Genomic DNA, 25054 nt, shown 5'->3' with positions numbered 1-25054 from the left:
GGCGCCGCTCTCGATGGGCGAACTCTGCTGACACCGTAGTGCATTCCGCCTTGATCTCGGCGAGGGTAGGAAACCATTTCAGCTTCGTAGCCAGACCGAATACCGGATCGCAGACCTGAGTGACAACATCGAACGAGTAGTGACAGAATATTCGGACCACGGCTGCCGCAAATACCTCAGGATCATCAATCTCCGCTCGGCTGTACGAGCCGAGAAGTAGCTTCGCAAACTTCGTCGCATCGGACTGACTGGTCTTGTTGTTCGGCTGCGGCGATCCGTGCGTCGAGAACTTCCCGAATGGATTGCCGTTGGCTTGATCGTCGTCTGACATAGGTGCTCTCCGCGCGTGGCGTTGGTACGGTTGGTAGTGGCTGCTGCAGGCGCGCGAACGCGGTCGCGAACACCTTTTCGTAGTAGCTCAGTGGCTTGGGGCTGGGAGACTTCTCGGCGATGAGCCGGGTTTCTTGGACGATCATGTTTGCCGGATAGGCTGACTTGACCCAAAGAGCCGCACGATCGACCAAATTGTACCAAGTAGGTGGCGCGCGAGACCGATCGGGAAAGCCGGCGGCGCTCAGGAAGGCATCGACAAGCCTCTCCACATCCGGACTTCCCCTATCCGATTTCATAGTGGGGGCGTCGCGTCCCTTCCCCACATCACTATCAATGTGGTTCTGAGTGTGATGTGTGTTTGTCTCTTGCGAGCTGGCTGTCGTCGGCTTGCGATCGGCGTGCCCCTTGCGTGCGTTTGCAGAAGCGATCGTCGACTTTTCAATGACTTTCGCCAATTCGAGGTCGAGCACATCGTGCCGCCAACCTTCGCAAAAAAGAGACTTCAGGACGCCCGACGATTTGGCCCACTGACGGTTCGTCATTCGCGTGACACGGCGGGCGATATCGTCACTCGCTGGCGGTTCGCCCTTAATCCAGTAGTGCATAAGGAGGAGCAGGTACGCGCCATGCTCCACCGTGGTGAGGTGAGCGGTGCCGGCGAGATAATCGGCGATATAGAGAGGCATCCAATGCCGCTTCATGGCCTGGACTATCGACCGACGGTGTTGCTGGCGATCCAAGCGATCAGCTCAGATTGCTGATATCGAACCGCGCGCCCCGCGCGCACAAACTTTGGGCCGGCGCCGCGCAGGCGCCACGCCTGGAGGGTACGGACTGAGAGTGAGAGAAAATCCGCGGCCTGCTCCTCAGTGAGGAGAGCCAACGACGAGCTGTTTGACATCGGTAACCCCTTTCAAATCGAACGGGGTCAGAATGTCGTTCTCAGCGGCCCGTAATAGTCGCTGCGATTAAATAAGCGTATTCAATACGGGTGTATCGATTCCGAAAGGTGTCTGCCGCAGTTCGGCGTAATTGGTCGGTTTCACGTGGAACGCCCTTGACTAACCCGGTAAACCGAGCTCTTCGCGGGCCCATTCTGGCAGCGCGGCAAGTGCTTTCGGGCTCCTTCGACCCTCGGCTCGCCAAGCCGGCGCCTTTGCATCTGTGACTGCCTTGCTCCAGCAGCGATTGATCGCACGCGGGCCCAAAAGCCACTTCTCGGCGACAGCCTTGTTCTCCAACCGCTTGCGGGTGAGACAGGGCTTTTCAGGAGAATCCTTTATGATGCGGACAAGCAAACGAACGAATGCTCTTTCTCTTCCTTGGCTGGTCGTGGCCTTTTGAACTGCCTTTTCTACGCGGTTCGATGCCGCCCGTCGCGCGATAGATATGCGTATGTCAAAGACCGTCGTGCCGGTTGGAATCTCGCGACCGGTCGATTTCTGCCAGTCGATGATCTTGATGTGTTGCCAACCACTAGACGGGATAAATCGCTCCTCCGCTGCAACACTTCCAAAACGTCCGGTGGATGACAGCTCGCCAGATAGAAGCGTCTTCCGAAGACCGTCTTCGGCCTGGAACTTCAGCTCTTTCCAATCGCGGTCTTTAACCTGGAATTCTCGATAGCGAAGATCAGGAAATCCGTGCAATCCAGCACTGATTACGAATGGACCTTTCCGGCCTCGGGCTATACGAGCGGCATGGGCTTTTTCATAGAGGTCGCTTGAGACTGCCTCTTGGATTGCTTGAGCGATCGTCCATTTCTCGTTCGGCATGACGATGCCTGATCTCCCGAATCACTTTGTGGATTTTCTTCTTGTTTTGACGGAGTGCGAGGCAAATTGTCGGCTTCTGCACAATCTGTTCGACACGACCAAGTACGATTATGGGCGACGATGTCCGACACTCTGCAGGTTGAGCGAATTTTGCTGGACGGCTGTCTTGCAGTCAGCAGTTTGGGGGCATGTCTGAACCATCCCCACAGCACCGAATTTCCGAAATTGCCGAGCTTTTAGCCCTGGGCCTCAGCCGGATCCATGCCCGAAACGCAAGCGGATTAATCGACCACACGGGAGATGTTTCACTCGACATCTCGCCTGATCAGAGCGGACATGCCGCGCCTTTGGAATGGAGAACGGCGGATGGCTAGCGGCGGCGTTTTGGCGCAGATTTCGGCTCTTAAGAGTGCCCCCGTGGGCACGCTGAAGGCGCGCTGGCGCGAGCTGTTCGGGTCAGAGCCCCCTCCCTATAACCGCCGTTTCCTCGAGAGCCGGTTGGCGTACCGGATCCAGGAGTTGGCTTACGGTGGACTCTCCGCTGACACCGTCCGGCGCCTGGAAGCCTTGGCCGCCGACCTGCCGACCAAGGGCAACAAGCGCGTTCGGCACAAAAATTTGGACCGCCCCGTCAGCGGCACCCGCCTCATTCGGGAGTGGAAGGGCGTCGAGCATCGGGTGACGGTCCGCGATAGCGACTTCGAGTACCAGGGCAGGCCCTACAAATCGCTTTCTGCGGTCGCTAGGGCCATCACGGGCACCCGGTGGAATGGCTTGGTCTTCTTTGGCCTGAAGAGCCAGCGGACATCGGTATGAGCAAGCCCGTCGTTCGCAAGCTGCGCTGTGCGGTCTACACTCGCAAGTCCAGCGAGGAAGGTCTGGACATGGAGTTCAATTCCCTGGAGGCCCAGCGAGAAGCGTGCGAGGCTTATGTTGCAAGCCACAAACAGGAAGGCTGGCTTCTCGTTCCTGACCATTATGACGACGGCGGGTTCTCCGGTGGCACGCTGGAGCGCCCTGCTCTCAAGCGCCTGCTCGCCGACATCGAGACCGGCAAGGTCGACGTAGTCGTGGTCTACAAGATCGACCGGCTATCGCGGTCATTGATGGACTTTGCCAAGCTGGTGGAAGCCTTTGACCGACGCAGCGTCACCTTTGTCTCCGTCACGCAGGCCTTCAATACCACGACCTCCATGGGGCGGCTGACACTCAACATCTTGCTCTCCTTTGCCCAGTTCGAGCGCGAAGTCACCGGCGAACGTATCCGCGACAAGTTCGCGGCTTCTCGCAAGAAGGGCATGTGGATGGGCGGTTGGGCACCGTTCGGCTACGAAGTCAAAAATCGGAAGCTGGTGATCAATGACCAGAATGCGGAGACTGTCCGGTGGATCTTCCGCAGGTTTGTGACCTTAGGCTCAGCCACCCGCCTCGCCCGAGAGCTCAAGCAGAAGGACGTCCGCAATCGCTATGGCCAGGCCATCGATAAGGGCGTGCTTTACAAGATGCTCAACAACCGGACCTACATTGGAGATGCCGTGCACAAGGGTACCGCGTATCCGGGCGAGCACGATGCGATCATTGAACGCAAGCTTTGGGACGCGGTGCACTCCATCCTGCAGGAGAGCCCTCGCAAGCGTGGCGCAAAGCACCGGGCGCAGACCCCTGCCTTGCTCAAGGGCCTTATTTTCGATCCCGCTGGCGTTGCTATGTCCCCCACTCATACCCGCCGTCGTGGCAAGCTGTACCGCTATTACGTCAGCCAGCAGACCATCAAAGGCGCGGCTGCATCCAGCGCGGCCTTCCGCGTCCCTGCGGGCGAGATCGAGGAGATCGTCGTCGACCAAGTCCGGCGCGTACTTGCTTCGCCCGAGTTGATTGTCGCGACTTGGAAGCAAATGCGTGTCCATATGCCCGGGGCCACCGAGCGATGGGTCCGCGACGCCCTCGTTGATTTTGACCAAGTGTGGGGCGAGCTATTCCCTGCCGAACAATCCCGCATCCTCCAGCTTATTGCAGCTAAGGTGGTCGTCGACACTGCAAAGGTTGATGTTCACCTTCGGGTGGACGGCTTCGCCTCGCTGATCGCGGATCTCAAGGGCAACGGGCGTATTGCGGAGGCGGCGTGACAACCAAATCCAAACCGAATGCGCGGCTCAGCCGCGATGGGCACGAGCTAGTCGTTAGCATCCCGGTCGATTTCCGACAGAGCGGCGGCAGGAAGCAAATTGTAGTTCCAGCCGGCGTAGAAGCCTGGACCTCTCCTCGACAACGACCAAGCAACAGCCTGATTACTGCACTCGCGAAAGCGTACCGATGGCGGCGGCTTATCGAGACTGGATGCTATGCTTCCGCAGCAGAACTTTCAAAACGTGAAGCAGTCAACGAGTCCTACGTCTGCAGAGTTCTCCGTCTTACCTTATTAACTCCCGATCTAGTTGAGAGCATCTTGGATGGTCGGCAAGGCAAAACACTTGAGCTGAAATCGTTGTTGAGGCCATTCCCTGCAGATTGGGAGGCGCAGCGGAAGCATTTTCAACTCTTGAAGTAAATGGAGAGAAAAGAACGGCCATGGATGTTACAACGGGCATGCGGGTTAATGCAAAGCGCCTGCTGCCCCTCAGCTAGTCAGCAACGATGGCGTCAATGACCTTCTTCATGCCAGCAGGCTTGTGTCCTCGCTCCGTCATCTTGCTCATAACCAAGTTCCGAAACACTTCGTAGCCAACCGGTAGCTTTTCGGCAGCGACGAAGCGCTTGAGAATGTCACGGCCGGGCAACCTGGTTGACCAAGTACCATCTGCAAAGCTTTGCTCAATTTCCGTGCGGTACTTTTGCTCTTCTGCCAGCAGTTTTTCCTCCGAGAGACGCTCTGCAAGCGCGGCATTTATACGCGCAACTGATCTGGAAGCTGCCGCGTGAAGGGCGTGACCGATCGTGAGCGTATCAGGCGCAAACCCTAAATCGATAGAACCGACCAGATTTGAATTCGCAAAATGCCGCATTTTCTGAATGAGCATGGCCGGAACGACTTCTCTCGCCGCCGCCCCTACATGATCGAACACGTTTTGCTCAGTGTATTTTTTCAAGTCAAGGGACCGCAGCACCTCGACCAAATAGGACCTTTCCAGAAGATAGTTCTCGATGTGGTATACGTCCCAAACGTGGCGGTTGATTGCCTTAGGGTCAGCAGGACCATCATAGTCGCGGTCGACGACCGCATAGAATTTCGTGGGGAGATCCCCACGCGCGTGCGCGCTTTCTAAGATTTCATGCAGTGCACGAACTCTGCTCTTGTTCGTCCCTGAAATGAGATTGATACCTTTCAATTGCTCTGCAAATAGAGCGGCGACGAATTTCTTGTCGAACTCCGAGTCTCCGCCCCCTTCAAAAATCAGTCCCTTGCCTCCGGGACGATAGGCCGCCAAATCACCAACTAGATCGGTCAGAACGAGCTCCAGATCGCCGCTCGCCTTTAGTGGCCGCAGTTGGGATGCGCCAAGCGGTTCCGATCCGCAAGGCAGCATGTGATAAACGTTGAACCCTGGTTTCCCAACTGCTTCCCTTATAAGAGCATCGGAGTGCGTGACTAGCCAGAGCTGGTTCTGAAGAGCTTCTCCCAAATGCTTCCGATAGAATTCAGGAAGCCCTCGGATAAGCCGGGGATTTAGGTGAAGCTCAGGCTCGTCGAGCAAGATGATGGAGTCGCGGGGCGCTGAACTCCGAATTCTGAGATAGCCGTAGAGGATTTCTTTCTCACCCGAACTAAGCTCGTCCAAGTCATGGCCTCTTCCACTTGGCGTAAGCACTGGGAAGGCGAGGCCTCCCTGAGCCGTAGGCTGCGGCCCCAAAAACTTTTTGTCGGGGAAGAACGACTCAAACAGCTCCTTGAGGGTATTTGACAAACCACCTGTGACTAGCTGCGAGTTCGGAGCTGCTTTTTCCGCGAGCAGCTCTTTGACGAAGTTCCCTGCCATCTCGCTCTTAACGTTGGCGTACTTGTTATTGTAATTGTACAGCTGGTGCTGCCCTTGAGCTTGGTTGGCCTGCTCCAGACTAAGATTAATGCCTTGAACGTTTTCGCGCCCATAGTGTCGTTGGGCCCCGTGGAAGTCGATCACTCCGATCTGGCGTGGTCTGTAGATGGTGAAGACCACGGCCAGCAGTCGAGATTCAGCAGTGGAAACGTTCCCACTTGGATCAATCTTGATCGAGGCCGTGACCGTAGGAGCAGCAAGCTCCTGCAGGAGCAACGGTGCCTCATCCTGAACGCGCTTAGTTACCTCCGGCTGCCTTTCGCGAAACTGCGCGGCGAATAGCGCTTTACGGTAGCCGCCGAACTGAAAGGCCTCTGGTAATAGTGTCTGCCAGATCGTCTCTTCCAAGAGGCTCGCTACATTCGCGCTGATGTAAGCCTTTTCGTTATCGCGCAAGCGGAAGTCTGCGGAAATCTCGACTTGCTTAGCGGGATCATTGAATAGGCCAGCGATGTGCGCTGCGCCACCATGCAATTGAATGGCAAACTCTCCCAAGAAATGCTGCCATTCATTCTGTGCGTAGCCGCCATACGTGGTTTTCAAGAGCCGGATGGCATCGAAGATACACGACTTTCCTGACCCGTTCTGCCCCGCGATGATGACCGTATCACCCAAGTCCGTTGCATCGACGAGGCTGATACCGCGAAAATTGCTGATTAAGAGACGATCAATCTTCAAATTGTCCCCCGCTTGAAAGGATGCGAATAAATGCCCCTGTCACACGCCTCGCTGCTGCGACGCGCAAGCGGGAAGGCGAACGATTCGGGAAAGCACCAGCCTAGCGCGCAACTTACCTGTGCAAAAGAGAATCCCTGCGAGTCCAAATTGCAGCTTGTCCATAATCTAAATGGACAACTGGATTTTTGACGATCTTGGGCGCCAAGGTGAGCAACCAATTATCCTGGTTTCTGACGATAGAAATGCTTTGAGTTTCAATGGTTTTTTTGATCCGTTACAGCCTTGGAAAGTACAGAGGTCGGGAGAAAACAGGGCTTTAGAGAAGGGGCGTCAGGACGAAACCTGCTCTGCTGAGTACGGTTCAGCGTCAAAAACCGCGGGAAATCCGCGCCAACAAGTATTTAGAACAACGCGGAGAGCAGGTCGCAAAAGGGAAACTGGCGGAGAGAGTGGGATTCGAACCCACGGTACGGTTTCCCGCACACACGCTTTCCAAGCGTGCGCCTTAAGCCACTCGGCCATCTCTCCGGAGCGCCCTCTCTTGAAGGGGCGCCGATGATTTTGCAAGAGACCGCGGGGAAATCGGGTGAATTTTCCGTAAGATGTTGGATTTACGGGATAATATCTGACACGGCAGATGCCATGACCCGCCTGCCGGCTGAACCGGTGACGGGTTTGGCGCGACGATTCACGTAAGAACAGCAAACACGACCGGGGACGCCATGACCATCCGAAGCACCATCGCCGCCGTCGGCCTGATTTCGGCCCTTGGCTCCGCCTTCGCCGTGCCCGCCGCCGCGCAGGTCTGCACCCGGCAAGGCGTCGATGTCAGCTGCAATGACGGCCGGCGCGGGGTGCTGTCGGGCGATGCCATCATCTGGCCGGACGGCACGCGCTCGAGCGCCTCGCCGCATCCGAGCGTGATCATCGGCAACAAGAGCTCGGTGCATGTCGGGCCCGGCGTGTTCGTCGGCCAGGGCAAGGGCATGGTGCCGATGGACGATCCGAACGCGCCGAACAAGCGGCAATGCGCGATCCTGGATGGGGTGTCGTATTGTTATTGATGTCCTCTTTCCTTCTCCCCTTGTTGCGGGTGAAGGTGGCGCGAAGCGCCGGATGAGGGGTGTGCATCAACGAAATATGCTTCGGAAGATTTACGCGAGAGAGAAACCCCTCACCCGTCTCGCCGCATATGCGGCGAGCCACCCTCTCCCGCAAGGGAGAGGGGAAGAGCATCGAGCAAGCTCGTGAGAGCTAAATCAGCCTCACGCCTGATATCGCCGACTTCAGCCAGCGCAATGCCTGCGGCGGCTGCGCGGCGAGCGGGGCGACCGCGGCCTTCTCGGTCCGGCACTTCTCGAGCTCGGCGACGAAATCGGCCGACCATTGCTGGATGGTGTGGCCGCGCAGCTTCTTCATCATCGCGTCCCAGCGCATCTTGCGCTCTGTGAGCGGCATCGCGGCAGCGATCGCGATCGCGCGGGCCATGCCGTCGATGTCATGCGGATTGACAACCAGCGCGGCGTCGAGCTCGTTGGCCGCGCCTGCGAATTTCGACAGCACCAGCACGCCGGGATCGGCCGGGTTTTGCGCGGCGACATATTCCTTGGCGACGAGGTTCATGCCGTCATGCAGCGGCGTCACCACGCCGATCTGCGCGGTCCGGTAGAGCCCTGCGAGCACCGCCTGGCTGAAGCCCTTGTTCAAATAGCGGATCGGCGTCCAGTCGACCTCGCCGTGGCGGCCGTTGACGTCGGTGACGAGGCGCGCGACGTCGTTCTGCAGATTGCCATAGGCCTCGATGCCGCCGCGCGAGGGGTTGGCGATCTGGAGCAGCGAGATGCTGCGCGAGAATTGCGGCTGTTCGGTCCAGAGCCGGTCGAACGCGCTGATGCGGTTGACGAGGCCCTTCGAATAGTCGAGCCGGTCGACGCCGATCGCGAGGCGCTCGCCATTGAGGCTGCGCCGCAGCCGCGACACGTCGGGATGCGAGGCTGATTTCGCCGCGTATTGGGCGAACTTCTCCGCATCGATGCCGATCGGGAAGACCTCGCAGCGGGTGCGGCCATGCTGCGAAATCGCAACGCCGTCCTCGACGGCGAGGCCAAGCTCGCTCGCGACATAGCCGAGAAAATTCTGACAATCCTCCTCGGTCTGGAAGCCCAAGAGATCGTAGGCCAGCATTGCCGTGATCAGCTCGCGATGATTGGGCACGCCCTGCATCACCGCGGCGACCGGCCACGGCGTATGCAGGAAGAAGCCGATCGGATCGTCGAGGCCGAGATCACGCAGTTCGGCGCCGAGCGCGAGGAAATGATAGTCCTGCACCCAGAACGCAGTCTTGGCTTTTCGGAAGCGCATCAAGGCGCGCGCCATGAAGGCGTTGACCTCGCGATAGCTGAGGTAATCGTCGCGCGAGACGCGGATCAAATCGCTGCGCGAATGCAGCGCGGGCCACAGCGCCGAATTGGCGAAGCCTTCGTAATAGCCGCCGTAATGCGCCGCCGGCAGATCCAACGTCGCAATCGCGCCCGATCCGAGCGCTTCGATCTCAGCGAACGGTTCCTTCTGATGGCCGTCACGCACACGGCCTGAAGAACCCACCCAGATCGCGCCCGAATGTTCCACAACCGGCAACAAGGCCGCCGCGAGGCCGCCCGTCATGGGCTCGTTAGGCTTGCCGCGGGCGACGCGATTCGAAACGACGACTAAGTTCACAGGTCGTCCCCTCCTGTTTCATTCCACCCCGTTTAACTGCCGTTCATCAATATGGTTCCTGATCATCGTTTCAACCAATTGAAACCAAAATCGGGCACGCGCGTTGGAACTGGTTTCGCTTCGGGAACCCTAGATTTCGTTGCAAAGACAGCTCATGCGGGCATGTTGCGCAGCACGCATTGCAGCGCGCGGCGGCGCCGTTCCCAGAGCATCATGTCTGCGACATGGCGCTGCCTTTGTTTCACCTCGGGTCGAGCAGGCGGGCGAGGAATGCACGCACATCGTTCGGCGCGTCGAAATGGCCATTCACGCCCATGGCACGGCGGCCGACCGAGAAGGCAAGCCCGTTCATGTCGGGCATGATCGCGAACACGGTTTCATCGGTGACGTCATCACCGATGAAGATCGGACGCCGTCCCTTGAACGGTTCCCGCTGCATCAATTCGCGCACGCCGGTCGCCTTGGTGAATCCGGAATGCTTGATCTCGCAGACGAACTTGCCGGGCAGCACTTCGATCGGCGCATTGGGCAGGTCGGCGCGGATCACCGAGACCGATTCGTAGATCGCTTTCTCCGCGTGCGGCGCGAGGCGGTAATGCAGCGCGAGCGAATAACCCTTGTCCTCGAGCAGAATGCCGGGTGAAAGCTTGGCGATGGCGGCCAGCCGCCGCTTCAGCTCCTTGTCCAGCGGCGGCGCGTGCACGTCATCGGCCTCATTGTCGATCGACAGCCGCATCTCCGCGCCGTGGCCGGCGACGGCGCGGAACACATCGGGCGCGAAGATCAGGTCGATGTCGTTGAGCGAACGACCGCTGACCAGCGCCAGCGCGCCGGAGGTACGCTCGGTCAGCCGATTCAGCGTGTCCGACAGGCCCGGCGGCACCCATACTTCGCGCGGCGTCGGCATCAGGTCGAGCAGCGTGCCGTCGATGTCGAGCAGGATTGCGGTCTCGTCGAGATGCGGCACCAGCGCATGCGGAACCGGCACCGCATCCGGTGCTTCGTCGTCATGCATGGTGCGCTTCTGGTCCAACGCCATTTCTGCAAGTTCTGATTTCATCAGTCTACTCCATAAAGGCAAGCGGCCGCGCGATTTGTTCGAGCGATTTGCGCTCCGCAGGGACGGCATAGCGCCAAGCCACGATCGCGGCTGCGATCATCAGGAATGACCCCAGCAGATAGCCGGCGAACACGCTGGTGCGTGATCCCGTGTCGATCAATACGCCGAACAGCGCCGGCCCGATCACGCCGCCGATGCCGGTGCCGACCGCGTAGAACACCGCGATCGCCAGCGCGCGAACTTCGAGCGGAAAGGTCTCGCTGACGGTGAGATAGGCCGCGCTCGCGGCCGGCGAGGCGAAGAAGAAGATCACCATCCAGGCGATGGTCTGCCCCTGCGCGGTAAGCACACCGATGGAGAACAGATAGCCGGAGATCGCCAGCAACAGGCCCGATACGCCATAGGTGAACATGATCATGACACGGCGGCCGAGCGTATCGAACAGCCGGCCGAGCAGCAGGGGCCCAAGGAAATTGCCGGCGGCGAACGGGAGCAGGTACCAGCCGACATGATCGGCGCTGATGCCGTAGAAGTCGGTCAGCACCAGCGCGAAGGTGAAGAAGATGGCATTGTAGAAGAACGCCTGCGCGCTCATCAGCACGAGGCCGACCAGCGCGCGCTGGCGGTATGCCGAGAACAGCGTGTGCACGACCTCGCGGATCGGCGTGTGATCGCGCATCTTCAGCCGGATTTTCATGAAGCGCCCGTCGCTCGTATCCTGATCACGTCCGATCACCGAGCGTTCGATCTCGTCGACGATCGCATGGGCCTGATCGGGACGGCCATGGATCATCAGCCAGCGCGGACTCTCCGGAATCCACATCCGCATCAGGAGCACGACGAGGCCGACGGTCGCGCCGATGAGATAAGCCAGGCGCCAGCCGAGATCGGGGCTGATCACAGCAGGATCCAGCAGCACGATGGACGCCACTGCGCCCATTGCGGCCCCGATCCAGAAGCTGCCGTTGATGACGAGATCGGTCCAGCCGCGATAGCGCGCCGGCACCAGCTCCTGGATGGTCGAGTTGATCGCGGTGTATTCGCCGCCGATGCCGGCGCCGGTGAGGAAGCGAAACAGCGCGTAGCTGGCGACATCCCATGACAGCGCGGTCGCGGCCGTCGCCGAGAGATAGAGCGCCAGCGTGATGAAGAACAGCTTCTTGCGGCCGATGCGGTCAGTCAGCCAGCCGAAGCCGAGAGCACCGAGCACGGCGCCGGCGAGATAGGCGGAATTGGCAATACCGAGATCGAGATTGGAGAATTGCAGCGACGGGCTCTGCTTCAGCGCACCGGAGAGCGCGCCGGCCAGCGTCACCTCGAGCCCGTCGAGGATCCAGGTGATGCCGAGCGCCAGCACGACGCGGGTGTGAAACCCGCTCCAGGGCAGCGCGTCGAGCCGCGCGGGGATACTGGTCTCGACGATGCGATCGGCCGGGGCTGCCGCGACCACAGGAGCATAGTTCGGCGCTGGGCTTTGCTGCAATTCCATCGGGTTGTTGTGTCTGATCAATGGAAGCGCCCCCGGTTCACATGATGTGGACGGGGTCGATCCGATCATCGGGGTGCGGCATTCCGCCTGCCACCTGCGACAACGTCTGCGGCGAGGCCGGGTTCCCAGGGGAACGGCCCTTCGTACCGCTCGTTTCCGATGGAGCCGCAAGGAGTTGACGCATGGCTCATGTCAGAAAGACGACACAATCCCGCAAAACAGCCGCGCGCAGGTCGACGAGCGCCAAGCGCGGCACCGTGCGGACGAGCGCGAAGCGCGCTGCGCCGAAGCGCTGGTCGCAGCGCGTGACGAAGCAGAGCGACGCGCTCGACCTGAAGCGCGGCGTGTTCAAGCTGACCAGCCCAAAGAGAATCGCGACATCGCTGAAGCGATCGGCCGAGCACAGCTCACGCCGAAAAGCCGGCGCCTATCGCTCGGCGCTGTCGATGCTGACCTTCTACATCAACCGCGCCGGCAAGACCTTGCCAAAGACGCAGCGCACGCGATTGGAGAAGGCGAAGCTGGAGCTGAAGCGGGCGTTCGGGAAGGAGTGAGATTTGTAGGGTGGGTTAGGCGAAGCCGTAACCCACCAGTCGACTCCCAGCCGTGACATCAAGGTGGTGGATTACGCTTCGCTAATCCACCTACGCGTTCTTTCCGCGGTCCGCTACGCCGCCCTGATATTGCCCATGAACCGATCGAGCTCGGCGCGCAGGCGGGTGCTTTCGGATGACAGCGTCTTGGCCGAGTGCAGCACCTCCTCCGAGGCCGAGCCGGTCTCGGCGGCGCCGCGGTTGACCTCGCCGATGTCGGTGGCCGCGGTCTGGGTGCCCTGCGCGACGGTCTGGACGCTGCGCGCGATCTCCTGCGTCGCCGCGCCCTGCTGCTCGACGGCGCTCGCGATCGAGGTCGAAATCGACGAGATCTGGCCGATGGTCGCACCGATCTCCTTGATCGCGGCAACCGATTCGGCCGTGGCGCCCTGCATGCCCGTGATGTGCGAGGAAATCTCGTCCGTCGCCTTCGCGGTCTGGCTCGCCAATGACTTCACTTCGCTGGCGACCACGGCAAAGCCGCGGCCGGCTTCACCGGCGCGTGCCGCCTCGATGGTGGCATTGAGTGCGAGAAGGTTGGTCTGCTCGGCAATCGCGGTGATCAGCTTGACGACTTCGCCGATCTGCTGGGCGGCATGCGACAGCTTGCCGATGCGACCGTCAGTCTCCTTGGCCTGCACCACGGCAGCTTCCGCAATCCGGCTGGAGTCGCGGACCTGACGGCCGATCTCCTCGACCGAGGCCGAGAGCTCTTCCGTCGCGGTGGCGACCGACTGCATGTTGGAGGATGCCTGCTCGGACACGCCGGCGACCTGGCTCGACAGGCTCTGGGTGGTCTCGGCAGTGCGGGTCAGCGTGGACGCCGCCGATTCCAGCTGCACGGCCGAGGCCGACACGTTGGAGACGATGGCGCCGACCGCGCTCTCGAAATCGTCGGCAAAGCGGATCAGCTCGGAGCGGCGGGCAGCGCTCGCCTCCCTGTTCTGGGCTTCGCTGGCGGCGGCATCGCGCTCGGCTTTTGCCACGGCCTGGACCTTGAACTCCTCGACCGCGCCCGCCATCTCGCCGATCTCGTCCTTGCGGCCGAGACCGGGCAGCACGACGTCGAAGTTGCCCGAAGCGAGCTCACGCATCGCCTTGCACATCGCGATCATCGGACGCGAGATGCCGTTGCCGAGCCACAGGGCCAACACGGCACCGATGGCAAGGCCGCCGAGCGCCATCATCAGCATCAGTTGCTCGGTCTCTCCGATGGTCGCGTTGGCGCTCGCCTCGATGCGCTGCTGGTCAGCAGTCAAATCCGAACGCAGCTCGGCCGAGAGCTTGAGGATGGTCGCCGCCGTCTTGGTCATCTCACCGTTCGACTTGACGATGATCTTCACATTCTCGGTCAGCTTCGCGAACGAGGTGCGGTACTGCTTCAGCAGATTTCCGATCTCGGTGACGCGGTCGGTGATCTTCTGGTCGCTGGCATAGATCGAGACCAGCAGGGTCTCCAGGAATTTGATGCGGGCGATCACGCCGTCGGCGGTCTTCGGCTCCGGCTTGGCCACGAAGGCACCGACCGAGGTGGAGACAGCCAAATATTGCGAGGTGATGTCCTTGGCCGTGGTCTGGACCGATGCCAGCCCCGCCAGCGCGGCAGTATCGGCGAGGTCGTCGAACTTGAAGCGGATCTTGTTGCCGACGCTGTTGAGCTCATCGGCCGCGATCTTGTTGTTCTCGCGCGTCAGGACGATGATCTCTCCGAACACCTTCGTGAAGCGCTGAAACTCGGCCTCCAGCTTGCCGACCTGCTCGCGGCGGGCGGCGCCGGTCGTGGCGGACATCGACTTGGCGATCGCGCTCTTCAGATTGTCTTCGGCGGCCTTGGCTGCGGTCTCGTCGTCCACTGCGCCCGTCAGGGTATAGGCCCGGGCCAGTCCCTGATAGGCGATCAGCTCGCGATCGACCGTCCGCGCGAGGTCGGCTTCCGACACGCTGGTGCGGTAGGAAGCCACGGCGGCCTGGATCCGCTCGAAGCCGAAATAGGCGAAAGCCATGCTGACGGCGAGGATGGCTAGCACCGCCACGAAGCCGAGGATGATTTTTGCGCGAAAACGCAAGGTAGGCAGCTTCGATTGGTTCGACTTCGACTTGGACTTGACCGACATTCCCCCACCCCATTCCATTCGCGGAAAACCAGGCGCAGCCCGGAAGCAGCCCGCTTCCTGACTCCCCCGCACGGTAATCGGCAAAGGATAAGCTGTGGTAAATTTGTGGCGCCGCAACTCGCGGTTAGGTGACGCGGGGAAGATGCGTACTCCGCTGTCGTCCCCGACAAGTGAAGCGCAGATCGGGGACCTCCGCGCGAGCGCTTGCGCTCGTCGCCATAGCCACAGGGAGTGGTTTGGCGAAGACTCGGAGTTACGGGTCTTGCGTCCCAACTTCTCCCTGGGGTTATGGGTCCCTGCGTTCGCAGGGACGACAACGGAGAGCTGGCGATGGCGGAGCGTCTAACGCTCAGCGAGCCTTACGCCGCCCTGATATTGCCCATGAAGCGATCGAGCTCGGCGCGCAGGCGGGTGCTTTCGGATGACAGCGTCTTGGCCGAATGCAGCACTTCCTCCGAGGCCGAACCGGTCTCGGCGGCGCCGCGGTTGACCTCGCCGATATCGGTGGCCGCGGTCTGGGTGCCCTGCGCGACGGTCTGGACGCTGCGCGCGATCTCCTGGGTCGCGGCGCCCTGCTGCTCCACCGCGCTCGCGATCGAGGTCGAGATCGACGAGATCTGGCCGATGGTTGCGCCGATCTCCTTGATCGCGGCGACCGATTCGGCCGTGGCGCCCTGCATGCCCGTGATGTGCGAGGAAATCTCGTCCGTCGCCTTCGCGGTCTGGCTCGCCAATGACTTCACTTCGCTGGCGACCACGGCAAAGCCGCGGCCGGCTTCACCGGCCCGTGCCGCCTCGATGGTGGCATTGAGCGCCAGAAGATTGGTCTGCTCGGCAATCGCGGTGATCAGCTTGACGACTTCGCCGATCTGCTGGGCGGCATGCGAGAGCTTGCCGATGCGACCGTCAGTCTCCTTGGCCTGCACCACGGCAGCTTCCGCAATCCGGCTGGAGTCGCGGACCTGACGGCCGATCTCCTCGACCGAGGCCGAGAGCTCTTCCGTCGCGGTGGCGACCGACTGCATGTTGGAGGATGCCTGCTCGGACACGCCGGCGACCTGACTCGACAGGCTCTGGGTGGTCTCGGCAGTGCGGGTCAGCGTGGACGCCGCCGATTCCAGCTGCACGGCCGAGGCCGACACGTTGGAGACGATGGCGCCGACCGCGCTTTCGAAATCATCGGCAAAGCGGATCAGCTCGGAGCGGCGGGCAGCGCTCGCCTCCCTGTTCTGGGCTTCGCTGGCGGCGGCATCGCGCTCGGCTTTTGCCACGGCCTGGACCTTGAACTCCTCGACCGCGCCGGCCATCTCGCCGATCTCGTCCTTGCGGCCGAGACCGGGCAGCACCACGTCGAAATTGCCAGAGGCGAGCTCACGCATCGCCTTGCACATCGCGATCATCGGACGCGAGATGCCGGTGCCGAGCAGGAAGGCGAGGACCGCCCCAAGCAGCGTACCGCCAATGGCCAGCATCAGCACCAATTGCTCGGTCTGCCCGATTGTCGCTTCCGACTCCGTGTCCAGCCGCTGCTGTTCGGCGACGAGGTCCGCCTTCATGGCGGTCGCGCCTTGCTGGATCGCACCAGCCGAGCCGCTCATCTCGGTGACGAGTTCGTCGACCATCTTGGCGTTGGCGATCAGCTTCTCCAACGCCTCGCGATAGGCGCCGAGGATGGTCTTGGCCTCCTTCAGGCCGGCGACGATCTTGTCGTCCATGGAATAGACCGCGCCGAGCGAGTTCTCGACGAACTTCAGCCGCGCCAGCGCGCTGGTCGCGATGGCCTGATCGGACGTCAGCACGAAATTGGTGGCTGCAGCACTCGCGGTTTGGAACTGAGCGTTGACCTGCTTGGTGCCGAACTCGATCGCCTGCGCCTCGGAATCGGAAGCGTTGTTGCCGACGTCGTCGAGCTTGTACTTCAGGAGATTCGCTTGGCGCTGCAGCTGGTTCTGCACCAGCAACGTGCTGTCACGCTTGGCCTGCAGAACCTTGCCGAAGGTTGCGGAGAAATTCGCGAACTCCTTGGCGAGCTTGTCGAGACTCTCCTTCCGTGCCGGGGTCTTGGCGCTCTTGACGGCCTGGTCGATGGCATTCTTCAGGCCGGCCTCGGCCTCGAGCGCCGCCTTGGCGTCATCTTCCTTGCCGGTCACGACGAAATATTTGACGGCCGAACGGTAGCCGAGCAGCTCGCGGTCGATGTTGCGGGCGAGGTCCGCCTCCGACACGCTGCTACGGTAGGACCCGACCCCGGCGGAGACTCGCTCGAAGCCGAAATAGGAGAAGGCCATGCTGCCGGCGGAGATCGCCAGCACGACCGCAAAGCCCAGGATGATCTTGGCGCGGAACCTCAGGGTGGGAAATATTGTGCGCTTTGACGGCGACGCGATACGCCCGGACATTCCCACCCCCATTATTTATTCCAAACAGCCGCGATCCGAAGGCGCCCCGCCTCCCCGACCGCATGCGCAAAACTAAGGCAGAATCGTCAAGGGGCGGTAAATTCCTCCGGCCCGCTATCCCGGGCTGCGCAAGCACCAGACCGGCAATTTCCAGTCCGGGCCGGAGACCGCGCGATGTTGCGGGTAGACTGGAAAAGCCCTAGTGTTTTCGGCACTTGGCGGCAGATCTTGGCGACAGACCAAGCCGGCCTTGAGGAGAGAAACGAAGTGGGGCAGGCCGATCTTCGGTTTGGCGGTTCGTCCGGCGTTGCGGTCGCGAAATCGAAGGCTCCGACCGTCGACGAGGCCGTTGCCGAGCTGGTCGCCCAGCTTCCGTCGGACGAGCTGGCCCTGGTCCTGGTCTTCCTCTCCCCCTGCTACAATCCTCATCGGTTCATCGCCGAGATCACGAGACACTTTGCGGACACGCCGGTCTGCGGTTGCACCACGGCCGGCGAGCTGGCGCCGGACGGCTGGGACGAGAACAGCGTTGTCGCGATGACGTTCAGCCAGGCCGACTTCAACGCCGTGGTCCGGCCGATCCTGAATCTCGCCAATTTCCACGTCGAGGACGGCCGCCGGATCGGCAGCGAGCTTCGCCACGAGTTGCTGCGGACGACCTCGGAGGTCGGTGGCGGCAACCCGTTCGGCCTGGTGCTGATCGACGGCATGTGCCGCCGCGAGGAGGCCGTGATGTCCGCCCTCTATGCCTCGCTCGACAATATCCCGATCGTCGGCGGGTCGGCCGGCGACGGCCTGCGCTTCGAAAGGACCTGGGTGTTCTTCGACGGCAGGGCCCACACCGACGCGGCTCTCCTCATTCTCCTCAACACGTCGCTGCCGTTCCGCGTGTTCAAATGCGACAATTTCGAGCCCACCACACAGAAGATGGTTGTCACCGAGGCCGATATCGAGCAGCGCGTCGTCAAGGAATTGAACGCCGAGCCTGCCGCCGCGGAATATTCCCGCGCCGTCGGAATCATCGACGCCAAGCTCGACCCGTTCTCCTTCGCCTCCCATCCGGTGCTGGTCCGGGTCGGCGGGTCCTATTATGCGCGGTCGATCCAGCGCGTCGATCCCGACGGCTCGCTGCGCTTCTTCTGTGCGATCGATGAGGGCATGGTTCTGACGACGGCAACCTCGTGCAGCCTGATCGGAGCCACCCGCGACGCCTTCGCGGAAACCCGTGACCAGATCGGTGACGTCTCTCTCTATATTGGCTTCGAATGCCTGCTGCGCCGGCTGGATGCCGAGCAGCACCAGCTCTCACGCGAAATGTCCGAGCTGTACCGGCAGAACCGCGTCGTCGGATTCCATACCTACGGCGAACAGTTCGGCTCGATGCACGTGAACCAGACCTTCACCGGCGTCGCCATCGGCAGGCGGCCGACGTAACGGAGCCGATGTGGCAGAGACCTGGCAGGATGCCGAAACGATCGAGCAGCTCCGGCGGGAGTCCGTCAAGCTGAAGAAGATCAATGCGGCGCTGATGTCCCGCGTCGAGCGGTCGATGGATCAGCAGCTCAATGCGTTCTCGCTGTTCGAAACCGCAATTGCGCTCGACCATCAGATTCGCGACCGGACCCATCAGTTGCGGGATGCTCTGCGTTCGGTCGAACGGGCCAATGAAGGCCTGTACCGCGCCAAGCAGCAGGCGGAGGCTGCAAGCTCGCTGAAATCGTCCGTGCTGATTTCGGTCACCCACGATCTCCTCCAGCCGCTGAACGCGGCGCGCCTGACCCTGTCGGCACTCACCGAGATGATGGAGTCGCAGGAAGCGGGCCTGCTCATCGACCAGGTCGACCGGTCCCTGGTTACGCTGGAAGACCTGCTGCGCTCGCTTCTGGAGATCGCGAAGCTCGATGCGGGCGCGCTCCGGCCCGACGTGCGGCCGATCGCGCTTGGGCCGCTGCTCGACCAGCTCCGCGACGAGTTCGAGCCGATCGCCTGGAGGCAGGGACTGTCCCTGCGTATCCGCACCTCGCCGCTTGCGGTCCTGTCCGACCCGCTGATGCTCCGGAGGATCCTGCAAAACCTTCTCGCGAATGCGATCCGCTATACCCGCAGCGGCGGCGTCATCCTGGGATGCAGGCGGCGTGGCGATCGCATCGCGATCCAGGTCTCCGATACCGGACCCGGGATTGCGCAAGCGCAGCAGGAGGCGATCTTCCGGGAGTTCCAGCGCGGCGATGCGAGCGCGACCGACCAGGCCGGCTTCGGTCTCGGTCTTTCGATCGTGCGCCGCTTCGCGACGGCGCTCGGGCACGAGGTGCGGCTGTCGTCGCATCTCGGCCGGGGATCGACCTTTGTGCTCGAGCTGGAGCCGGCCGATCGCGCCGATGTCAGCGACGATCTCCAGGAAATGAAGCCCGCCGATCTGCACTATGGCGGTCTGGGAGGGGCCAAGATCCTGCTGATCGAGAACGACGCCTCGGGCGCGGAGGCGCTGGCCGCCTTGCTGGAAGGATGGGGCTGCGATGTCGCGACCACGAGATCCGCCGCCGACGCCGCCCAGCGTTTGAGTGAGCTAGGCGGCTCGCCGGACGCCATCGTCGCCGATCTCCATCTCGATCACGGCGAAAGCGGATTGTCGGCCGTCGAGGAAATCCGGCGCCAGTTGAACTCGGACGTGCCGGCGATGATCATCACCGCGGATTATTCCGAAAAGGCTGCGGCGGAAGCCAGCCGCTATGGGCTGGAAGTGCTGAAGAAGCCGATCAGGCCGGCGGAAATGCGCGCACTGCTGTCGTTCCTGCTGAGCTAGTTCATCACCCCGCGCCGCATCGACGGCGATAGAGGCTGCATCATGCGGGCGGATCGGTCCGGGCGCGGTCGCGCTTCGCGGCAGCTCCGGAGCCCGCCAGCGTGGCAAAATCGATCTTCGACATTTCGACGATCGCCTTGGTGCGGCTCAGCACGTTCAGCTTGCGCAGGATATCCGAGACGTGAACCTTCACGGTGGTCTCGGAGATCTTCAGCTCAAAGGCGATCTGCTTGTTCTGCAGGCCGCGCTTGAGCATTTCAAGGACGCGCAATTGCTGCGGCGTCAGATCGTGAAGGCGCTTCAGGAGATCCTGGGCCGCGATCGGCGAGCGCTGCGGGCGGGCCAGCGCGCGAAAAGCGGCCGGCAGACACACCGCGCCGCGCACCACTTCGCTGATCGAATGCGCCAGCTCCTGCTTGGACGAGGATTTGAGGATGTAGCCGGATACGCCGAGCGACAACGCGCCCGAGATGATCTGCGCGTCCTGGTGCCCCGACACGATCACGACGGGAATGCGGGGAAACGCCTTGCGGATGCGGATGATGCCAGACAGGCCGGTCGTCCCGGGTATCGACAGGTCGAGGAGAATGAGGTCGACATCGGGCCTCGACGCCAACAATTCGAGCGCACCATCGATCGAGGTGGCCTGAAGCATATCGGCATCCGGCGTCGCCATTTGCAGCGCCCCTTCGAGCGCCTCGCGAAACAGCGGATGATCCTCGACAATCAGAAATCGCATCAGATTTGGGCCGTTCCCAGCTCGTCACCGAAGTCAGCGATCAGAGCGGCGAGCATGCCGTTGCCGGAGCAATCCGGCTTGATCCAGATCAAGTCGGACCAGCAGCTCATTGCGGCCTCCCGCGATCGGTCCTTAGCTGGGGCCGCTGCCGCGGATCCGGCAGATCGACCTTGCCGATCTCGACGATCGCCTTGTTGCGGCTGAACAGTCCGAGCTTGCGCAGGATCTCGGTGATGTGCGCCTTCACGGTCGATTCGGCGAGTTGAAGCTCCTGCGCGATCTGCCGATTCGGATAGCCGCGACGAAGCAGATCGAGCACGCGAAGCTGCTGCGGCGTCAGTTCGCGGAGCTTGACCTTGAGTGCCTTGCTGCTGTCGGCCCGCTTCCGCTGCGGCTCCGCCACGAAATCCTTCGGCACGGACACCGATCCGCCGAGCACGCCTTCGATCGATTGCGCGAGCTCGCGCTTGGACGTGGATTTTGGCAGATAGCCGGCAGCACCCAGCGCCAGCGCCTCGCGGACCACATGCTGATCCTCCTCGCTCGAGACGATGGCGACCGGCAGGCGCGGATAGGTCTCGCGCAGCCTGAGAAAGCCGGAGAAGCCGGTTGCGTCGGGAAGCGAGAGATCGAGCAGCGCCAGGTCGATCCCGCGTTCGACCGAAAGCACCCGCAAGGCGTCCTCGATCGACATCGCTTCCAGAATGCGGGCCTCCGGCAGCGCCAGCCGCACGGCATTGCCGAGCGCCTCGCGAAACAGCGGATGATCATCGATGATCAGGAAGCTGGTCATGGCACCTTCCCCGGGGTCCATCGCGCGGGCGCATCCATCGGACGTTGGTACCGATGGATGCGAAACGGACCCTAGAACATCTCCCCGATGCCGTCCGGTCAAGACCATTCAGTCGTTCGATTCGACCTGAACCGTCAGCAGAAAGGCGTAGATGTTGTCGAACTGGCTGTCGGTGAAGACCTCTTTCCAGGACGGCATGCCCTTGGCCGGACGCCCCTCATGCACCGTGGTCAAGAATTTCTCTCGCATCTCGTCGCCGTAGCGGTGACGCAGCAGCCTCAGATCGATCTTTCGCTCGCTCTGGATCGCGTCGGGACCATGGCAATGCGCACAGGTACCGTTGAAGATCTCCTTGCCCTGACCGACAGCTTCGGCATTTGACGCCAGCGCGTCGCCCTTGGTCTCGGTCGCGACGACGTTGGCCACTTGCGCCACGCCGGTCCCGGCGCCGGTCGTGGTTCCCGCCGGTGTCTGCACGGCGCTGAGGCGGAGAGGCTGACCGGTCGGCAGGCCATACTTCGCCTTGAGATCGGCGATGGTCCGCTCGAGGTCCGGCAAGACCGCATCGATCTGGTCGCGCAGCTCTGTCGAGGCCTTCGCGAAGCCGATCGCCGCGTCCCACGACAAACCTTCGCCTTCGGTGAGCTGAACGCGATAGCGATCCTGGTAGACGGTCTTGTTCAGCCAGCCGGCCACGGGTCCCCAGATAAAGGCGACGTCGGCCTTGCCCCGATCCAGCGCCTGCATGCCTTCCTCGGGCGACAGCACCGTCACCTTCTGGATGTCGTCACGCATCGCCAGGAGGTTTTGCGGCGTGCTGGCGAACTGCACGGCGACCCGTTTGCCCCGGAGATCGTCGACCCCTGAGATCGTCCGGTCCTTTGCGGTCACGAGGGCATAGCCTTCACGCGCAACCGTGCTCGAGAAGATCACGGCCGGCCCCATGAAATCCTCGGAGCGCGGCAGGCCGATCATGGCGTCGCATTGCTTGCCAAGCAGTGTAACGCGGACGGTGCGCTTGCCGAAATACGATTTGTACCAGTCGTAGGCGATCGGCCGCCCGAGCGCCCGCGCCAGCGCCTGCCCGATCTCGACATAGAGGCCGGGTTGCGAGGGGCTGTTGCTCGAGAACGGAAGATTGGTCGGATCGGCACAGAGCCGGAACGGCTGCACTTCGTTCGCGCGGCTCGGGGCGGCTGGCACGATGAGCGCGGAGCCGGCAACACATGCGAGCAAAGCTGCGATGGCGCGACGTCTGCTGTGGCCAAGGCCAGAACGATTTGGACGCATCCTCACCTCCCGTGGTTGGGCATCGTTGGCGTGACGTTGGGACAAGGCCTGGCCTCGGCCGCAACGACGCGATCACATTTTGGGAAAGGAGCGCGTGTATCCCGTCACCCGGGGATACACGCGCCAGTGGTCACTGGACGGAGAACACGAAGAGCGAGCCACCCTCGGGAGCTGCAGCCGTCATCTTCTTGCCAACCTCGCCCAGGAACGCGGGCAGCGCTGCCGTGCGGCCGACGACGATGGCGACGTATTGCTTGCCGTCGACCATGTAGGTCACAGGGCCCGCGCCGATGCCGGAGCCGAGATTCTTGCTCCAGAGCATTTTGCCGGATTTCGCATCGATGGCACGGAAATCGCCATGGATGTTGCCGGCGAACACCAGGCCGCCGCCAGTGGTCAGCGTCCCGCCATTGAAGGGCAGGTCTTCCTTGATGGACCAGACCTTCTTCTGGTTGACGGGATCCCAGGCCACGAGCTCGCCGAGGAAGCCACCGGGGCCTTCCTTGGTCGGGAATTCGGCTCCGAGATAGAACACGCCGCGCTTGTAGGCGACGTCGCTGACCGACCAATCCATGCAGACATTGTTGGAGGGAATGTAGACGAGGCCGGTCTGCGGGTTGAACGACATCGGCTGCCAGTTCTTGCCGCCGATCAAATTGGGACAGATGTCCTTGGCGGGATGGCCGGGGCCCGGACGCTTGTCGGGATCCTCGACCGCGCGCATGGTGGCGAGATCGAATTTCTGCGCCCAGTTCGAGAAGACATACTTCTCCGCCGAAAGAACCTTGCCGGTCTCGCGGTTGGCGACGAAGAAGAACCCGTTGCGATCCGCCTTCATCAGCGCCGGAACGTTGCTGCCGCCGATGTTGAGATCGGCGAGCACGGCCTCATTCACGCCGTCATAATCCCAGGCGTCGGCGGGTGTGGTCTGGATATGCCATTTGATCTTGCCGGTGTTCGGGTCGAGCGCCAGCGTCGAGGCCGTGTAGAGATTGGTCAGCTTGCCGAAATCGCCGTTGCCGGTCGAGCGCACGGCAGTGTTCCACGGCCCGGGATTGCTGGTGCCCCAATAGAGGGTATCGGTCTTGGGATCATAAGAGCCGACCAGCCAGGCCGCGCCGCCGCCATGCTGCGCGGAATCGCCCTTCCAGGTATCGCCGCCGGGCTCCTCCGGCGTCGGAACGGTATAGGTCTGCCAGGCGAGCTTGCCGGTGTTGATGTCGAAGGCCTGAAGCGCGCCGCGCACGCCGTACTCGCCACCGCCGAAGCCGGTGATGACCTTGTCGCGCACGACCAGCGGCGGCGAGGTGATGACCGAGCCCTGCTTGTAATCGACCACCTTCGCCGTCCACAGCGCCTTGCCCGTCGCGGCGTCGAGCGCGGTCAACTTGCCGTCGAGCCGGCCGACGAAGATCTTGCCGTCAGCGTAGGAGACGCCGCGATTGTTCACGTCGCAGCAGGCGTATTGCAGCACGTCGTCCGGAATCTCCGGCTCGTAGGTCCACTTTCGCGCGCCGGTCGCAGCGTCGAGCGCATAGACGTATTTCGGCCCCCATGATGTCGAGACGTACAACGTGTTGCCGATGACGATCGGCGAGGATTCGTTCGAGCGCAGCGATGCAAGCGAGAACGAATAGGCAAGCGACAGCTTGCCGGCGTTCTCGGCGTTGATCTGGTTGAGCGGGCTGAAACGCGTGTTGGCGTAGTCGTGGCCCGCGACCGCCCATTGATTGGAATCGGATTGCGCTTTGAGCAGTGAATCGTTGGCGCGAACGCCAATCGTGCCGGCGCCCAGCATCGCGATCATCGAAATGCCGGCCAAGAAGCCCCTCGTTCCAAAGGTCATTTATTCCCTCCGTGATGTTGCTTTGCGCGCCACGTTGAGCGCCGATGCGCTTTTGCGCTTTTCGATACGCAGTTCGACTGCGAACCATCACGGAAATTACAGCATCGCTTTTTCGCGCTTAGTATAGGCGGAAGGTAGTAGTGCAAATCGTTGTCAGGCTTGGCCGCTCATCTCGTTGTCGGCACTCGTTTCTTGTCGCTTGTTGGCAGCTCCAAACCAGCGATCGGATTGCGGCAACATCGTGTGGCCATCCGCGCGTTCCGTCGAAAGTCGGCATCAGCGACGACCGCAAATCACGACGACGGCTCAACCGCGGCGAGGGCTGCTGAGCGGTTACAATATCCGTCAATGTCGCTGTATCGTTGCTCGCTTTGACCGGCCCGCATTCAG

Annotated in this window: 19 protein-coding genes and 1 tRNA gene; 6 read left to right on the top strand and 14 right to left on the bottom strand. The window is 61.8% G+C overall.

Annotated elements, in window-relative coordinates:
• Positions 1 to 185: 185 nt before the first annotated feature.
• From GGD66_RS14010 to GGD66_RS14000, 3 genes are all read right to left on the bottom strand, one after another.
• Complete coding sequence (locus GGD66_RS14010) at positions 186 to 1019, bottom strand: DUF1376 domain-containing protein (protein WP_183258128.1); 834 nt, start codon at positions 1017 to 1019, stop codon at positions 186 to 188.
• Between the two features lie 23 nt (positions 1020 to 1042).
• Positions 1043 to 1234, bottom strand: a complete 192-nt coding sequence (locus tag GGD66_RS14005; protein WP_179739680.1) for an AlpA family transcriptional regulator — start codon at positions 1232 to 1234, stop codon at positions 1043 to 1045.
• Positions 1235 to 1394: 160 nt separating this feature from the next.
• A complete protein-coding gene (locus GGD66_RS14000; protein ID WP_183258127.1) occupies positions 1395 to 2108 on the bottom strand; it encodes a hypothetical protein in 714 nt (237 codons plus the stop codon).
• Between the two features lie 366 nt (positions 2109 to 2474).
• Between GGD66_RS14000 and GGD66_RS13995 the strand changes: the two genes are divergently transcribed.
• Positions 2475 to 2924, top strand: coding sequence for a DUF2924 domain-containing protein (locus tag GGD66_RS13995; RefSeq protein WP_183258126.1), 450 nt, complete (start codon positions 2475 to 2477; stop codon positions 2922 to 2924).
• Positions 2921 to 4234 carry a recombinase family protein gene (locus GGD66_RS13990; RefSeq protein ID WP_183258125.1) on the top strand — a complete coding sequence of 438 codons (1314 nt, stop codon included), beginning with the start codon at positions 2921 to 2923 and terminating at the stop codon, positions 4232 to 4234. Before GGD66_RS13995 ends, GGD66_RS13990 begins: the two co-directional genes overlap by 4 nt.
• A 495-nt stretch (positions 4235 to 4729) precedes the next feature.
• Here GGD66_RS13990 and GGD66_RS13985 read toward each other — a convergent pair whose 3' ends face one another.
• Both GGD66_RS13985 and GGD66_RS13980 read right to left on the bottom strand, forming a co-directional pair.
• Positions 4730 to 6820 (bottom strand): ATP-binding protein, encoded by a 2091-nt coding sequence (locus GGD66_RS13985; protein ID WP_183258124.1) that lies wholly within the window; start codon positions 6818 to 6820, stop codon positions 4730 to 4732.
• A 438-nt stretch (positions 6821 to 7258) separates the two neighbouring features.
• Positions 7259 to 7348: transfer RNA gene (locus tag GGD66_RS13980), tRNA-Ser, on the bottom strand.
• 194 nt (positions 7349 to 7542) lie between these two features.
• Between GGD66_RS13980 and GGD66_RS13975 the strand changes: the two genes are divergently transcribed.
• The gene (locus tag GGD66_RS13975; protein ID WP_183258123.1) at positions 7543 to 7884 is read left to right on the top strand and encodes a hypothetical protein; all 342 of its coding nucleotides are present in this window, start codon (positions 7543 to 7545) and stop codon (positions 7882 to 7884) included.
• Positions 7885 to 8074: 190 nt separating this feature from the next.
• Here the strand turns inward: GGD66_RS13975 and GGD66_RS13970 are convergent, their stop codons facing one another.
• The 3 genes from GGD66_RS13970 to GGD66_RS13960 all read right to left on the bottom strand — a co-directional run bounded on the left by GGD66_RS13970 (position 8075) and on the right by GGD66_RS13960 (position 12087).
• Positions 8075 to 9538: a trehalose-6-phosphate synthase gene (locus GGD66_RS13970; RefSeq protein ID WP_092261359.1), complete on the bottom strand. Its 1464-nt coding sequence runs from the start codon at positions 9536 to 9538 to the stop codon at positions 8075 to 8077.
• Between the two features lie 241 nt (positions 9539 to 9779).
• A complete protein-coding gene (gene otsB, locus GGD66_RS13965) occupies positions 9780 to 10598 on the bottom strand; it encodes a trehalose-phosphatase (RefSeq protein ID WP_183258122.1) in 819 nt (272 codons plus the stop codon).
• Positions 10599 to 10602: 4 nt separating this feature from the next.
• Positions 10603 to 12087, bottom strand: a complete 1485-nt coding sequence (locus tag GGD66_RS13960; protein WP_183237881.1) for an MFS transporter — start codon at positions 12085 to 12087, stop codon at positions 10603 to 10605.
• Between the two features lie 182 nt (positions 12088 to 12269).
• Between GGD66_RS13960 and GGD66_RS13955 the strand changes: the two genes are divergently transcribed.
• Positions 12270 to 12641: a DUF3175 domain-containing protein gene (locus tag GGD66_RS13955; RefSeq protein ID WP_183258121.1), complete on the top strand. Its 372-nt coding sequence runs from the start codon at positions 12270 to 12272 to the stop codon at positions 12639 to 12641.
• Positions 12642 to 12754: 113 nt separating this feature from the next.
• Here GGD66_RS13955 and GGD66_RS13950 read toward each other — a convergent pair whose 3' ends face one another.
• Both GGD66_RS13950 and GGD66_RS13945 read right to left on the bottom strand, forming a co-directional pair.
• Complete coding sequence (locus tag GGD66_RS13950; RefSeq protein WP_183231896.1) at positions 12755 to 14794, bottom strand: methyl-accepting chemotaxis protein; 2040 nt, start codon at positions 14792 to 14794, stop codon at positions 12755 to 12757.
• 359 nt (positions 14795 to 15153) lie between these two features.
• Positions 15154 to 17193: a methyl-accepting chemotaxis protein gene (locus tag GGD66_RS13945; protein WP_183258120.1), complete on the bottom strand. Its 2040-nt coding sequence runs from the start codon at positions 17191 to 17193 to the stop codon at positions 15154 to 15156.
• Positions 17194 to 17460: 267 nt separating this feature from the next.
• Between GGD66_RS13945 and GGD66_RS13940 the strand changes: the two genes are divergently transcribed.
• Both GGD66_RS13940 and GGD66_RS13935 read left to right on the top strand, forming a co-directional pair.
• Entirely contained in the window at positions 17461 to 18627 is a 1167-nt protein-coding gene (locus tag GGD66_RS13940; RefSeq protein ID WP_183258119.1) for an FIST N-terminal domain-containing protein, read from the top strand.
• Positions 18628 to 18637: 10 nt separating this feature from the next.
• Positions 18638 to 19996: an ATP-binding protein gene (locus GGD66_RS13935; RefSeq protein WP_183258118.1), complete on the top strand. Its 1359-nt coding sequence runs from the start codon at positions 18638 to 18640 to the stop codon at positions 19994 to 19996.
• Positions 19997 to 20036: 40 nt separating this feature from the next.
• Here the strand turns inward: GGD66_RS13935 and GGD66_RS13930 are convergent, their stop codons facing one another.
• The 4 genes from GGD66_RS13930 to GGD66_RS13915 all read right to left on the bottom strand — a co-directional run bounded on the left by GGD66_RS13930 (position 20037) and on the right by GGD66_RS13915 (position 24664).
• Positions 20037 to 20735, bottom strand: a complete 699-nt coding sequence (locus GGD66_RS13930; RefSeq protein ID WP_018321558.1) for a response regulator transcription factor — start codon at positions 20733 to 20735, stop codon at positions 20037 to 20039.
• A 106-nt stretch (positions 20736 to 20841) separates the two neighbouring features.
• Entirely contained in the window at positions 20842 to 21528 is a 687-nt protein-coding gene (locus GGD66_RS13925; protein ID WP_092261400.1) for a response regulator transcription factor, read from the bottom strand.
• A gap of 108 nt (positions 21529 to 21636) precedes the next feature.
• Positions 21637 to 22818, bottom strand: a complete 1182-nt coding sequence (locus GGD66_RS13920; RefSeq protein ID WP_210311275.1) for a c-type cytochrome — start codon at positions 22816 to 22818, stop codon at positions 21637 to 21639.
• A 130-nt stretch (positions 22819 to 22948) separates the two neighbouring features.
• A complete protein-coding gene (locus GGD66_RS13915; RefSeq protein WP_246788886.1) occupies positions 22949 to 24664 on the bottom strand; it encodes a PQQ-dependent methanol/ethanol family dehydrogenase in 1716 nt (571 codons plus the stop codon).
• Between the last annotated feature and the right edge of the window lie 390 nt (positions 24665 to 25054).

Origin of the sequence: Bradyrhizobium sp. CIR48 (genome assembly GCF_014198315.1) — a bacterium.
In the GTDB taxonomy this organism is placed as follows: Bacteria; Pseudomonadota; Alphaproteobacteria; order Rhizobiales; family Xanthobacteraceae; genus Bradyrhizobium.
Note: the sequence above shows the minus strand (reverse complement) of the source record. Positions and strands in the feature narration are given on the sequence as shown.

Bases quoted from the DNA above. Each gene is read 5' to 3' on its own strand.
- GGD66_RS13995 (WP_183258126.1), top strand. From the start codon at position 2,475: ATGGCTAGCGGCGGCGTTTTGGCGCAGATTTCGGCTCTTAAGAGTGCC.
- GGD66_RS13945 (WP_183258120.1), bottom strand. From the start codon at position 17,193: ATGTCCGGGCGTATCGCGTCGCCGTCAAAGCGCACAATATTTCCCACC.
- GGD66_RS14010 (WP_183258128.1), bottom strand. From the start codon at position 1,019: ATGCCTCTCTATATCGCCGATTATCTCGCCGGCACCGCTCACCTCACC.
- otsB (WP_183258122.1), bottom strand. From the start codon at position 10,598: ATGAAATCAGAACTTGCAGAAATGGCGTTGGACCAGAAGCGCACCATG.
- GGD66_RS13930 (WP_018321558.1), bottom strand. From the start codon at position 20,735: ATGCGATTTCTGATTGTCGAGGATCATCCGCTGTTTCGCGAGGCGCTC.
- GGD66_RS13925 (WP_092261400.1), bottom strand. From the start codon at position 21,528: ATGACCAGCTTCCTGATCATCGATGATCATCCGCTGTTTCGCGAGGCG.
- GGD66_RS14005 (WP_179739680.1), bottom strand. From the start codon at position 1,234: ATGTCAAACAGCTCGTCGTTGGCTCTCCTCACTGAGGAGCAGGCCGCG.
- GGD66_RS13955 (WP_183258121.1), top strand. From the start codon at position 12,270: ATGGCTCATGTCAGAAAGACGACACAATCCCGCAAAACAGCCGCGCGC.
- GGD66_RS13950 (WP_183231896.1), bottom strand. From the start codon at position 14,794: ATGTCGGTCAAGTCCAAGTCGAAGTCGAACCAATCGAAGCTGCCTACC.
- GGD66_RS13960 (WP_183237881.1), bottom strand. From the start codon at position 12,087: ATGGAATTGCAGCAAAGCCCAGCGCCGAACTATGCTCCTGTGGTCGCG.
- GGD66_RS14000 (WP_183258127.1), bottom strand. From the start codon at position 2,108: ATGCCGAACGAGAAATGGACGATCGCTCAAGCAATCCAAGAGGCAGTC.
- GGD66_RS13915 (WP_246788886.1), bottom strand. From the start codon at position 24,664: ATGACCTTTGGAACGAGGGGCTTCTTGGCCGGCATTTCGATGATCGCG.
- GGD66_RS13920 (WP_210311275.1), bottom strand. From the start codon at position 22,818: ATGCGTCCAAATCGTTCTGGCCTTGGCCACAGCAGACGTCGCGCCATC.
- GGD66_RS13990 (WP_183258125.1), top strand. From the start codon at position 2,921: ATGAGCAAGCCCGTCGTTCGCAAGCTGCGCTGTGCGGTCTACACTCGC.
- GGD66_RS13975 (WP_183258123.1), top strand. From the start codon at position 7,543: ATGACCATCCGAAGCACCATCGCCGCCGTCGGCCTGATTTCGGCCCTT.